Consider the following 13,210-nt stretch of genomic DNA (forward strand, 5'->3'; position numbering starts at 1 on the left):
CATAATGAAATTTGCAGTGATAGGAGATCCGATTTCACATTCATTATCACCAGTGATGCATAATACTAATTTTAAAGTTTTAGGTTTAAATGATACCTATGAAGCATTGCATATACCGGTTCAAGATTTCGATAATATTAAAGAAATAATAACTGAAAAAAATTTAAGTGGATTTAATATTACTATTCCTCATAAAGAACGCATTATTCCATTCTTAGATGATATTGATGAACAAGCTAAAGCTGTAGGTGCAGTGAATACTGTGAAAATAGAAGGGAATAAATGGATTGGTTATAATACTGATGGTCTTGGATACGTAAAAGGATTAAAACAAGTATATCCTGACTTATCAAATGCATACATTTTAATTCTTGGAGCTGGGGGTGCAAGCAAAGGTATTGCAACTGCACTTTCACAATGTGTACAACCTAAATTAACTATAGCGAATAGAACAATGAGTCGCTTTGATAATTGGAAATTAGATATTAATGCGATTACCCTACAACAAGCTGAACAATATCTTGATGAGTTTGATATTATTATTAATACAACATCAGCAGGATTAGATAATAATAAAGAGAGTGTAATTCGTCTCGATCAATTATCACCGAATACATTGGTAAGTGATATCATTTATATTCCCTATAAAACATCATTTTTACAACAAGCTGAAGAGAAGGGTAACCCTATTTATAATGGTCTAGATATGTTTGTATATCAAGGTGCTGAGAGCTTTAAAATATGGACTGGCAAAGATGCTGAAATTAAAGAAATGAAATTAGCAGTTTTAAATCAATTAAAAGGAGAATAATATGCTATGCTAACAGGTAAACAAAAAAGATATTTAAGAAGTTTGGCGCATAACATTGATCCAATTTTTCAAATAGGTAAAGCTGGAATTAATGATAATATGATTAGTCAAATAGATGAAACACTTGAAAATAGAGAATTAATTAAAATTCATATACTTCAAAATAATTTTGATGATAAAAACGATTTAGCCCAAACGCTAAGTCAAGCTACTAATAGTGAATTGGTCCAAGTCATTGGATCAATGATAGTCATTTATAGAGAATCTCAAGAAAATAAGGAAATTTCATTACCATAATTTTATGAAAAAAATTGTTTTATACGGCGGACAATTTAATCCTATTCATACTGCACATATGTTAGTAGCTAATGAAGTATTTCATAAAATTAAACCGGATGTTTTCTATTTTTTACCAAGTTATATGGCTCCACTTAAAGAACATAACGATTACTTAGATGCTCATTATCGCATCAAAATGATTAATATGGTAATTGAGCAGTTAGGTTTCGGAAATATTTGTTATGCAGAATTAGAAAGAAAAGGTCAAAGTTATACGTATGATACATTAAAAGCTTTAATTGACCAAAATCCTTACGATAAGTTTTATTTTGTAATAGGATCAGACCAATATGATCAACTTGATAAATGGTATAAAATAGATGAATTAAAGCAAATGATTATCTTTATAGTAGTAAATAGAGAAAAAAATATTCAAAAGGTTGATGAAAATATGATTTCCATATCTATTCCAAGAATGGATATTAGTTCATCAATGATTAGACAACGTGTAAAAGATAAAAAAACAATTGATATTTTAGTCCCTCGAAATGTTAGTAAATATATTAGAGAGGAAGGATTCTATGAACACTAAAGAAGCAAAAAAACTTATCGAAAATAAATTGCCCGAAAAGCGTTTTAAACATTCTCTTAGAGTAGCTGACACAGCAGTTAAGCTTGCTGAAATCTATGATGGAGATAAAAGTAAAGCAGAGTTAGCAGGTATTTTACATGATTATTGTAAATATGATGATTTAGGAAAAATGTATCAAGTCGTTCGCCAACATGATTTAGATAGCAATTTGTTAAGTTATGGAAGTGAAATTCTTCATGGACCTGTATGTGCAGCATTAATGAAGGCTGATTATGGCATCGAAGATGAAGAAATATTATTAGCCATTAAATATCACACTACTGGTCGTAAAGAAATGACAAAAACTGAAAAATTGGTATTTATTGCTGACTATATAGAACCTGGTAGAAAAACTCCAGGAGTTGAAGAAATTAGAGATATGGCATACAATCAAGGTAGCTTAGATAAAACAATTTATGAAATATCAAAGCGAACAGTGTTATTTTTAATTAGTAAAGATATTACTGTTTATGGTTCTACGATTGAATGTTTAAATTATTATAATTATAGTGATCAAAAGATAAAGGATGATTAAATGAATTCAGAAGAATTATTAAATATTGCTGTCACAGCGACAGAAGATAAAAAAGCAGAAGATATTGTTTCTCTTAATATGCAAGGTATTAGTGATATGACTGATTATTTTGTAGTGTGTCATGGTAATAATGAACGTCAAGTTCAATCAATTGCTAGAGCAGTAAAAGAAAAAGTGCATGAAAATAATATTGAAGTAAAGCGTATGGAAGGTTATCAAAGTGCAAGATGGGTCTTAATTGATTTAGCAGACGTAGTAGTTCATATTTTCCATAAAGATGAACGTAATTACTATAATATAGAGAAACTTTATCAAGATGCTCCAATAGAATCATATAATCAGGTAGCATATTAAAATGATGCAATACACTGAAATGAGTAAAGTTTATGATCAGCTTACTCAAGATCAACCTTATGAAGAATGGTTTAATATTGTAAAATATTATACAAGAACAATGTCTTCTAATGATTCAATAAATATTCTTGATATTGGTTGTGGCACTGGAAGTTTAACGCAATTACTTCCTTCTATTGGAACGGTTACAGGCATGGATTTAAGTACAGACATGTTATCTATTGCTGCAAATAAATCTAATCAAGTTACTTGGTTAGAAGGTGACATGACCGATTTTTCATTAAATACAACATATGATGTTGTAACAATATTTTGTGATTCCCTGAATTATTTACCTGATATTGATGATATCGTAAATACGTTTAATTGTGTATTTAATCATTTATCTCATTTAGGAATGTTTATATTCGATATTCATACGATATATAAAATGAACACAGCATTTAATAATCAATGTTATATTGATGATAATGATGATATATTTTTAGCGTGGGAAGCTATAAAGGGTGAAGAACCTTATAGTGTTTATCATGATATGAGTTTCTTTTTAAAACAGCATAATGGTAATTATCACCGTTTTAATGAATCACACTATCAAAGAACATTTGAAAAAGATTTCTATATTCGATTGTTAAAACAAACTGGATTTAATCGTATTGAAACTTTTGTAGACTTTGACATCAATAATCATAATGAAAAAGGTGACAGATTGTTTTTTGTTGCTTATAAATAAAATAAAGTAAACTCATCTCCTTATACGTTTATACATATAAGGAGATGAGTTTTTGTTTAAGTATAGAAATGAAATAATTCAATTATTAACTAAGTGGAAGACTCATATCATCATTTTAATTGCAGTAGTGTTACTTTTTATAGTGATTCTCATGCTTATGAAAAATAATGAGACTTCAGAACATATGACAACATCTAATGCTAATAATAGCCAATTTAATAATAATGAAAAATATAATAAAAATAAAAATGATAATAATTTATCCACTTCTTCTAAAGAAAATTCAACTATTTATGTAGATGTCAAAGGGGCTGTTAAATTACCAGATGTTTATGAAATGAAAAAGAACGATAGAGTTAAAGATGTATTAAAAAAAGCTAAAGTTTCTGAAAACGCTGATATTACAAAAATCAATTTATCTGAAAAACTTACTGATCAAAAAATGATTTATATACCTAATAAAAATGAAACGAAAATAAATGCTACACCCACTAATCAAAGTAATTTAAATACTTCTGAAAGTATTAAAGTCAATCTTAACACAGCAAATGAAAGAGAATTGCTTAATGTTCCAGGTATAGGGCCAACTAAAGTGAAAGAGATTATTAAATACAGAGAGGAAAAGGGACAGTTTAATAATGTTGAAGACTTAAAACAAGTAAGAGGAATTGGAGGGAAAACTTTTGAGAAACTTAAAGATTACTTTACTACATAAATTAAATTGGAAGAAATTTTAATATAAATTATAATAGATATATATTTTTTAAGGAGTTGAACTTTATGGATAGAATAAAATGGGATGAATATTTTATGGCACAAAGTCATTTGCTTGCATTACGTTCTACATGTCAAAGATTATCAGTGGGCGCAACAATTGTAAAGGACAATAGAATAATTGCAGGAGGTTATAATGGCTCAGTAGCAGGAGAAGTTCACTGTATTGATGTAGGATGTTTAATAGAAGATGATCATTGTATTAGAACCATCCACGCAGAAATGAATGCATTATTACAATGCGCAAAACAAGGTGTATCGTCAGATAATGCAACGATATATGTCACACATTTTCCTTGTTTAAACTGTACTAAGTCTATTATTCAAGCAGGTATTAAAAAAATATACTATGCAAAAGATTATCATAATCACAAATATGCTATTAAATTATTAAATCAAGCAGGTATTGAGTATGAAAAAATACCATTTTCTGCTAATAAAATAGCTGAATTTTTAACTAAAGAATGCTAGTTGTTTTATATGCACTTTCTTTTTTAAGTGGTATATTATGGGTTCATCTTAAATTATTTTCAATTTTAATATTTACTATTATATTAATTATTGTGTATCGAAAGAGTATTCCTTTATACCACTGTTTATTAATTCTATCCTTTTTCTTTCTAGCTTTATTTCAAGTACACCATACTTTAAAAACAAATCATTTAATACTCCAAAATTTAAAAGTCCACAGTAATATACATTCAAAAGTAACGTTTCAAAATGATATAAAACAATTCAATCAAATTATTAAAGGACAATTTCGATATAAACATAATCTTTATCACTTTACTTTTAAAAGTCCACAATTGAGAGCTAAAGATTTAAAAAATCGAGAATGTAAAATTAATGGAAATATCACAAATAGTATTCAAAATGAAGTCTATGTTTATATCAATCAAATAGATAATAAATATTGTACTAAGGTTAATCATATAAGTTTTATAGATAAACACCTAAATTATATTCAAAACAAGTTATATCATTCTTCGTTAAAATATCCAGAGAGAGTATTAGCTTTAATTACTGGGGATACTGGTGCAATTGATACAGATTACTTAGATAAAGTTAAAGCTATAGGTATTTATCATTTACTTGCTGTCAGTGGATCACATGTTGCTACCATTATTTTTATCATTCAATATAGTCTGGTCAGGTTTAATATTCCAAAATTATTTATACGAGTTTTTATTATTATAATACTAATACTATTTATTTTTTATACAAATTTTGCACCGAGTGCTTTAAGAGCAGTTTTAACCGCTATTACTTTTTTTATTATCCCTAAGGCTTTTAAAATTTCGTCTATAAGTGTATTATCTTTAGTCTTTTTATTGATGACAATTTGGAATATGAATTTTGCTTATGATATTGGATTTCAATTTTCTTTCATCATTTCTTTTTTTATACTACTTTCTAAGCCACTATTTAATAATCAATCAATTTTAAAGAATTATATTTATATAACAATTATCGCTCAATTTTCATCCATGATTATTAGTATTTACCATTTTAATCAGTTTCAATGGATTGGTTTTATTTCTAATGTAATATTTGTCCCATTATATTCTTTCATTATTTTTCCACTTTCTATTGTTTTATTTATTTTCTATCATTTCTTTAGTGACTTGCGATATATAAATATGGTTGCAAATCAATTATTTGAACTGCACGATAGAATAATGCAACCGTTCATTTTATTTAGAAATTACCAAATAAATATCGCTGATCAATCAAATTTAAGTCTACTATACTGTTTCATTTTATTAACTCTACTAACTACATTTATATGTTATAAAAATTATAGAGTATTCTTAATTATAATTATCTTATTTATAATATTTTTAAGATTAACTAATCAACCATTAGCGACGACGTTTACTGCTTTAAACGTTGGCCAAGGTGATAGTTTTCTTTTTCAAACAAAAAATAATGAAACTGTGATGGTAGATACTGGTGGTAAAGTAGTTCAAACGAAGATTAAAGATAATCATAATATTGCGAAATATCATATTATTCCTACTTTAAAATCTAGAGGAATATCAAAAATTGATCACTTAATTCTTACCCATCCACATAATGATCATATCGGCGAATTTCCTTATTTAGCACAAAATATAAGAATTAAAAATTTATATTTATATATAAAAAGTTATTCTATAGAACAAATTAAAACTATACATACAACTTGTAGTATATATCATATAAAAGTTATTGATGTTTCAGAGACTAATAATATTCAGTTGAAAGAAGCTAAAATATCATTTTTAAATGCTTTTATTGATTCCAATGAAGACAAAAATGCACATAGTATAATCTCATTAATAGAGTACAAAAATTACAAATTATTATTGATGGGCGACGCAATTGAAGAAAATGAAAATTTATTATTAAAGAAATATCATTTACCGTTAATTGATGTTCTAAAAGTTGGACACCATGGCAGTAAAACAAGTAGTTCAAAACATTTTTTAGAAATCATACAACCTAAAATAAGTATTATTTCAAGTGGAAAAAATAATACTTTTCATTTGCCTAATAATGAAACGATAGATAAATTAGAGAAAATTAATTCTCATATCTACAATACTCAGACTGATGGAGAAATTACTTTAAATCTCGATAATCAACTTATATCATCCTTTAATAAAAGTTAATGATAGAGAATAATAATTACACAATGCTATAATAACTTAATGGTAGAATTTTGAAAGGGTGCAAGTTTACATGGCTAATAATATAATGGCTATATACGGAGAAGTGCCAGAACTAGTGGAGAAAAAAAGTAATGAAATCGTAGAAAGTTACTTAAATGAAAAAAAAGACGATTTTAACTATGTTAAATATAATCTTTATGATACAAGTTTTAATCAGATTATAGAAGAAGCATTAACGATGCCTTTTATTTCAGAGAAAAAAGCTATCGTTGTTAAAAATGCTTTTATCTTTACAGGTGAGAAAGTTTCAAAAGATATCCAACCAAACAACGAACAAGTGAACGAATTTTTAGAAAAATATGATGGAGAAAATTTTATCATTTTTGAAGTGTATCAAAATAAATTAGATGAAAGAAAGAAAATTACTAAAACTTTAAAAAAGACAAGCAAGCTAACTAAAGTTGAACAGATGTCTGAACAAGAGATTAAAAAATGGATAAAAAATAAACTTCATGAAAATTTTAAAGATATTAAACAGGATGCATTAGATTTATTTATAGAATTAACTGGTATTAACTTTAATATAGTTTCGCAAGAATTAGAAAAAATCATTTTATTCTTAGGAGAGCGACCAACTATAAATAAAAAAGATGTTGAAGAGATTATTAATAGAAGTTTAGAACAAAATGTTTTTCTTTTAACTGAATATATACAAAAAGGAGAAAAATATAAAGCCATTCAACTTATTAAAGATTTAATAGTAATGAAGGAAGAACCTATTAAACTATTAGCATTAATAACAAGTAATTATCGATTATATTATCAATGTAAAATTTTAAGTCGAAAAGGATATAGCGGACAACAAATTGCTAAAACAATTAATGTGCACCCATATCGAGTTAAATTGGCTTTAAATCAAGTAAAACATTATCAATTAACTCATTTGCTAAATATTATTGATCAATGTGCAGAAACTGATTATAAGTTAAAATCCTCATATATGGATAAACAACTGATTTTAGAATTATTTATTCTTTCTTTATAAATAAAAAAAGTTCAAGCTAATCGCTTGAACTTTTTAAATGATTATTTGCTTGAAGACATTAATTGAGATTTAATGCGGTCAGCTTTATTTGAATGAATTAAGTTACTGTGTGCAGCTTTATCAACTGATTTAATTGCGAAGTTAACTAATTCAGCTTTATTATCAGCATTATTTTCAATTGCTGATTTAGCATTTTTCACTGCAGTACGCATAGCGTTTTTTTGTGAAATATTACGTGCTTCAGCAGTTTCAGTTGTTCTTACACGTTTAATAGCAGATTTAATATTTGGCATTACTGTCACCTCCTAAAAGTGATCTAAGCATATCAAATTTTATTTTGATTACAACAAGAAATATTTTATCAAAACATGAATATTTGTGCAATCATTTATTAACATTAAACCTATTTATTTACAAAAAGAACGATATTAACTATTGGAAACCTTTATACAACACTTTATAATTGTTATGTAGTTTAAGAAAAATCTTAAAATTAAAAGTAAATAAAGAATCTTCACATGATGATTCTTTTCTCTTAAATTTGCAAATAATGATTAAAAACGATATTATGTCAAAGATGTATACACATACGGGTAAATTTACGAAAGCGAGAATGATAAGTTATGGATATGCAAGAACGCTATAACCGAAGAGACAATATAAGAAACTTTTCTATAATTGCTCATATTGATCATGGTAAATCAACGTTAGCAGATAGAATATTAGAAAATACTAAATCTGTAGAAACTAGAGAAATGCAAAATCAATTGCTTGATTCAATGGATCTTGAAAGAGAGCGCGGTATTACAATTAAATTAAATGCTGTTAGATTAAAATATGAATCTAAAGATGGACAGACTTATACGTTTCATTTAATCGATACTCCAGGGCACGTCGATTTCTCATATGAAGTTTCTCGTTCATTAGCTGCATGTGAAGGCGCTATTTTAGTAGTTGATGCTGCACAAGGCATCGAGGCTCAAACTCTTGCTAATGTTTACTTAGCACTAGATAATGATTTAGAACTCTTACCGGTAGTAAATAAAATAGATCTACCCGCAGCTGAACCAGAAAGAGTAAAACAAGAATTAGAAGACGTTATTGGTTTAGATAAAGATGAAGTTGTGTTAGCAAGTGCTAAATCAAATATTGGTATTGATGAAATCTTAGAAAAAATTGTTGAAGTTGTTCCTCCACCAGAAGGAGATCCTAGTGCACCGCTTAAAGCTCTTATTTTTGATTCAGAGTACGATCCTTATCGAGGTGTTATTTCTTCTATTCGCGTAATGGAAGGCGTTGTAAAAGCTGGAGATCGTATCAAAATGATGGCAACAGGAAAAGAGTTTGAAGTTACTGAGGTTGGGATTAATACTCCTAAACAACTACCAATTGAAGAACTTACAGTAGGCGATGTTGGATATATTATTGCAAGTATTAAAAATGTCGACGATTCACGTGTTGGGGATACTATCACTCATGTAGATAGACCAGCAGATGCTCCGTTAAAAGGGTATAAAAAGATGAATCCAATGGTTTATTGTGGATTGTTCCCAATTGATAATAAAGATTATAACGATTTAAGAGAAGCTCTTGAAAAACTTCAATTAAATGATGCATCATTAGAATTTGAACCAGAATCATCACAAGCGTTGGGATTTGGATTTAGAACAGGATTCTTAGGTATGCTACATATGGAAATTATTCAAGAGAGAATTGAACGAGAGTTTGGAATAGAATTAATTGCCACTGCACCTTCAGTTATATATAAATGCGAAATGAATGATGGTTCAGAAGTTACAGTTGATAATCCATCTCAAATGCCTGAACGTGATAGAATTAAAGCGATTTATGAACCATATGTAAAAGCAACAATGATGGTTCCAAATGACTATGTAGGAGCAGTTATGGAACTGTGTCAACGTAAACGTGGCCAATTTATAAACATGGATTACTTAGATGATATCCGTGTAAATATCGTTTATGAAATTCCATTGTCAGAAGTTGTATTTGATTTCTTTGACCAATTAAAATCTAATACGAAAGGCTATGCTTCATTTGATTATGAATTTATCGAAAATAAAGAAAGTAATTTAGTTAAAATGGATATTTTATTAAATGGTGATAAAGTAGATGCACTTAGTTTTATCGTTCACAGAGATTTTGCGTATGAACGAGGTAAAGCTCTTGTTGAAAAGTTAAAAACACTTATTCCTAGACAACAATTCGAAGTTCCGGTTCAAGCTGCAATAGGTCAAAAAATCGTAGCCCGAACTAATATTAAATCTATGGGTAAAAATGTGTTATCTAAGTGTTATGGTGGAGATATCAGCCGTAAACGTAAATTACTTGAAAAACAAAAAGCTGGTAAAGCAAAAATGAAAGCTGTCGGTAACGTAGAAATACCACAAGATGCTTTCTTAGCTGTTCTTAAAATGGATGATGAATAAATTATTAATGCGAGGCTGGAACCTACAATCATGTGTTCCAACCTCGTTTGTGTTTTAAAAACTTAAAATTGAGGGTGTAACTATGTCAATAAAAAGTGCGTATATTCATATACCTTTTTGCGTTAGGATTTGTACATATTGTGATTTTAATAAGTACTTTATTAACAAACAACCAGTAGATGAATATATTTCTGCATTAATTAAAGAAATGAAAACAAGTGAAATTAGAAATCTTAAAACAATGTACGTTGGAGGAGGTACGCCTACAGCTTTAAATCTCAAGCAACTTGAAACACTTTTAAAAGCAATACAGTCAACTTTTTCAATTAAAGGTGAATATACATTTGAAGCAAACCCCGATGAATTAACTTTAGATAAAGTGAAATTACTGCACTCATATGGTGTAAATAGAATTTCTATGGGTGTACAAACATTTAAACCAGAATTACTAAAAATTCTAGGTAGAACACATAAAACTCAAGATATATATAATGCTGTAGATTATGCTAGAAAAGCAAATATTGAATCGATTAGTTTAGACCTAATGTATCATTTACCAACTCAAACATTAGACGATTTTTCAGATAGTCTTAATAGAGCAATACAAATGGATATAGATCATATTTCAAGTTATGGATTAATTTTAGAACCTAAAACTCAATTTTATAATATGTATCGAAAAGGTAAATTAAAATTGCCAAACGAAGATCTAGGAGCTGAAATGTATCAATATTTAATGAATGTTTTAGGAGAAACCTCATTTAAACAATATGAAATCTCAAATTTCGCCAAGTCTCATCATGAATCAAGCCATAATAAGACTTACTGGCTAAATGAAGAATATTATGGTTTTGGAGCAGGCGCAAGTGGATATGTAAATGGAGAACGCTATTCGAATCTCAATCCTGTTAATCATTACATCAGTGCTATTAATAATCATCAACGTCCTATTTTAACTTCCAATTTCCCTACTCAATCAGAAAGAATGGAAGAAGAAATGTTTTTAGGATTAAGAATGAATAAAGGTGTCGATAAAGTTAAATTTCTTTCAAAATTTGGTACCTCAATGGATAAAGTATTTGGTGAGACAATAAATAACCTGAAAAAGAAAAATTTACTTTATGAAAGAGATAACCATATTTCATTGACAAACAGGGGGAAAATCATTGGAAATGAAGTTTTTGAAGCATTTCTATTAAATTAATAAATTTTTTTGAAAAATAAGAGCTTTAACGTTGACTTACTTTGACCAATTTGTTAAATTATAATTAGCACTTGAGACAAAGAAGTGCTAATGAGGTGAAGACATGATTACAAATAGACAATTAAGCATTTTAAATGCAATTGTTGAAGATTATGTTGATTTAGGACAACCGATAGGTTCTAAAACCTTAATTGATAGACATAACTTAAATGTAAGCCCAGCTACTATTAGAAATGAAATGAAGTATTTGGAAGAGTTGAATTTTTTAGAAAAAATTCATTCATCTTCAGGGCGTGCACCTTCTGAACAAGGTTTTAGATTATACGTCAATCAATTGTTAAAACAAACATCTCATCAAAAACAAAATAAAGTTCAACGTTTAAATCAACTTTTGATTGAGAATCATTATGATATTTCTTCAGCTCTTAGTTATTTTGCTGATGAATTATCAATAAAATCTCAATATGCAACGTTGGTTGTTCGACCTAATCACAAAACAGATATTATAAATAATGTTCATTTGATTCGTGCAAATTCGTCTATAATTATAATGGTCATCATCTATAATTCTGGACATGTAGAACATTTACATTTAAGTGAATCAATGGAGTTTAACGATGATAGGTTAACAAGGATTTCAAATTTTCTGACTGATAATTATTATAAAAGTCAATTTGATTTTAATAAGAAGTTAAAACAATTTACAAATTCTATTGCAGAACAATCCTTTATAAATGAATTAACTATCATGCTAACTTCTCATATCCATAAACAAAGTAATAGCATTTTTATGGGTGGAAAGGTTAAACTTATTGATGCACTGAACGAAACCAATGTTTCTTCTATTCAGCCAATCTTACAATATCTAGAATCAGAAAAAATTATCGAGTTACTAGAAGATATTTCCACTTCTGAAATTAATGTTAAAATTGGCCACGAAATAGATGAAGGGTTAAGTGATATTTCAATTATAACGAGTCAGTACCATTTTGATGATGCACTAAAAGGACAAATTGCGGTTATCGGACCAACTGCGATGCATTATCAAAATGTGATTCAATTACTTAATCAAATATGGTGAATCTAATTGTAATTATATTGGAGGGCATAAAATGACAGAAAAAGACGAATCAGTGAAAAATAACACTGAACATACTGAAGAAAATGAAACCGTTAAAAACGAAGCGTCGTCTTCAAATGATGTAGAAAATAATCCTTCTGAAGAAGAATTAAATAATGAATCTACATCTGAACATGATAATGGAGGTAAAAATGATCAATCTGAAGACGAAGAAATTCAACAATTACAATTAAAAGCAAATGAAAATGAAGAAAAATATTTAAGATTATATGCTGAATTCGAAAATTATAAGCGTCGAATTCGAAATGAAAATGAAACAAATAAAAAATATCAAGCTCAACCTGTGCTTACTGATATTTTACCTACTATCGATAACATTGAACGTGCACTTCAAATTGAGGGTGATGACGAATCATTTAAATCTCTCAAAAAAGGTGTTCAAATGATTCATGAAAGCTTATTAAGAGCATTAAAAGACAATGGCTTAGAAGAAATTGAATCTGAAGGTCAAGAATTCGATCCAAACTTCCATCAAGCTGTTGTTCAAGATGACAATCCTGATTTTAATTCTGGTGAAATCACTCAAGAATTACAAAAAGGGTATAAATTAAAAGATAGAGTTTTAAGACCATCTATGGTCAAAGTTAATCAATAAGATTTAA

Annotated in this window: 15 protein-coding genes; 14 read left to right on the forward strand and 1 reads right to left on the reverse strand. The window is 28.1% G+C overall.

Annotation, left to right across the window (positions count from 1 at the left end; genetic code table 11):
• The first annotated feature begins 4 nt into the window (after nt 1–4).
• From aroE to holA, 10 genes are all read left to right on the forward strand, one after another.
• The gene (gene aroE / locus HMPREF2953_RS05480) at nt 5–811 is read left to right on the forward strand and encodes a shikimate dehydrogenase (protein ID WP_002488542.1); all 807 of its coding nucleotides are present in this window, start codon (nt 5–7) and stop codon (nt 809–811) included.
• A gap of 6 nt (nt 812–817) precedes the next feature.
• Entirely contained in the window at nt 818–1,108 is a 291-nt protein-coding gene (yhbY, locus tag HMPREF2953_RS05485) for a ribosome assembly RNA-binding protein YhbY (protein WP_070672186.1), read from the forward strand.
• 4 nt (nt 1,109–1,112) lie between these two features.
• Nucleotides 1,113–1,682, forward strand: coding sequence for a nicotinate-nucleotide adenylyltransferase (locus HMPREF2953_RS05490; protein WP_002449696.1), 570 nt, complete (start codon nt 1,113–1,115; stop codon nt 1,680–1,682).
• Nucleotides 1,672–2,256, forward strand: coding sequence for a bis(5'-nucleosyl)-tetraphosphatase (symmetrical) YqeK (gene yqeK / locus HMPREF2953_RS05495; RefSeq protein ID WP_002449864.1), 585 nt, complete (start codon nt 1,672–1,674; stop codon nt 2,254–2,256). Before HMPREF2953_RS05490 ends, yqeK begins: the two co-directional genes overlap by 11 nt.
• Nucleotides 2,257–2,610: a ribosome silencing factor gene (rsfS, locus tag HMPREF2953_RS05500; RefSeq protein ID WP_002449779.1), complete on the forward strand. Its 354-nt coding sequence runs from the start codon at nt 2,257–2,259 to the stop codon at nt 2,608–2,610.
• A 1-nt stretch (nt 2,611) separates the two neighbouring features.
• Nucleotides 2,612–3,343, forward strand: a complete 732-nt coding sequence (locus tag HMPREF2953_RS05505) for a class I SAM-dependent DNA methyltransferase (protein ID WP_049336056.1) — start codon at nt 2,612–2,614, stop codon at nt 3,341–3,343.
• Nucleotides 3,344–3,395: 52 nt separating this feature from the next.
• Complete coding sequence (locus HMPREF2953_RS05510) at nt 3,396–4,058, forward strand: helix-hairpin-helix domain-containing protein (RefSeq protein WP_002449803.1); 663 nt, start codon at nt 3,396–3,398, stop codon at nt 4,056–4,058.
• Nucleotides 4,059–4,123: 65 nt separating this feature from the next.
• Nucleotides 4,124–4,588, forward strand: a complete 465-nt coding sequence (locus HMPREF2953_RS05515; RefSeq protein WP_002449872.1) for a ComE operon protein 2 — start codon at nt 4,124–4,126, stop codon at nt 4,586–4,588.
• Nucleotides 4,589–4,923: 335 nt separating this feature from the next.
• On the forward strand, nt 4,924–6,771 hold the full coding sequence (locus tag HMPREF2953_RS05520; protein WP_239666092.1) for a DNA internalization-related competence protein ComEC/Rec2: 1,848 nt from the start codon (nt 4,924–4,926) through the stop codon (nt 6,769–6,771).
• 70 nt (nt 6,772–6,841) lie between these two features.
• A complete protein-coding gene (gene holA / locus HMPREF2953_RS05525; protein WP_070672188.1) occupies nt 6,842–7,816 on the forward strand; it encodes a DNA polymerase III subunit delta in 975 nt (324 codons plus the stop codon).
• 41 nt (nt 7,817–7,857) lie between these two features.
• Here the strand turns inward: holA and rpsT are convergent, their stop codons facing one another.
• Nucleotides 7,858–8,109: a 30S ribosomal protein S20 gene (gene rpsT, locus HMPREF2953_RS05530; protein WP_017176203.1), complete on the reverse strand. Its 252-nt coding sequence runs from the start codon at nt 8,107–8,109 to the stop codon at nt 7,858–7,860.
• Between the two features lie 330 nt (nt 8,110–8,439).
• On the opposite strand from rpsT, the gene lepA reads away from it, so the two are divergent.
• The 4 genes from lepA to grpE all read left to right on the forward strand — a co-directional run bounded on the left by lepA (nt 8,440) and on the right by grpE (nt 13,203).
• The gene (lepA, locus tag HMPREF2953_RS05535) at nt 8,440–10,263 is read left to right on the forward strand and encodes a translation elongation factor 4 (protein WP_049336065.1); all 1,824 of its coding nucleotides are present in this window, start codon (nt 8,440–8,442) and stop codon (nt 10,261–10,263) included.
• 82 nt (nt 10,264–10,345) lie between these two features.
• Nucleotides 10,346–11,467, forward strand: coding sequence for a radical SAM family heme chaperone HemW (gene hemW, locus HMPREF2953_RS05540; RefSeq protein WP_070672190.1), 1,122 nt, complete (start codon nt 10,346–10,348; stop codon nt 11,465–11,467).
• A gap of 103 nt (nt 11,468–11,570) precedes the next feature.
• Nucleotides 11,571–12,548 carry a heat-inducible transcriptional repressor HrcA gene (gene hrcA, locus HMPREF2953_RS05545; protein WP_049336069.1) on the forward strand — a complete coding sequence of 326 codons (978 nt, stop codon included), beginning with the start codon at nt 11,571–11,573 and terminating at the stop codon, nt 12,546–12,548.
• 31 nt (nt 12,549–12,579) lie between these two features.
• Complete coding sequence (grpE, locus tag HMPREF2953_RS05550; RefSeq protein ID WP_070672191.1) at nt 12,580–13,203, forward strand: nucleotide exchange factor GrpE; 624 nt, start codon at nt 12,580–12,582, stop codon at nt 13,201–13,203.
• The last annotated feature ends 7 nt before the right edge of the window (nt 13,204–13,210 follow it).

It is taken from the genome of Staphylococcus sp. HMSC072E01 (assembly GCF_001814125.1).
Classification (GTDB): Bacteria; Bacillota; Bacilli; order Staphylococcales; family Staphylococcaceae; genus Staphylococcus; species Staphylococcus hominis.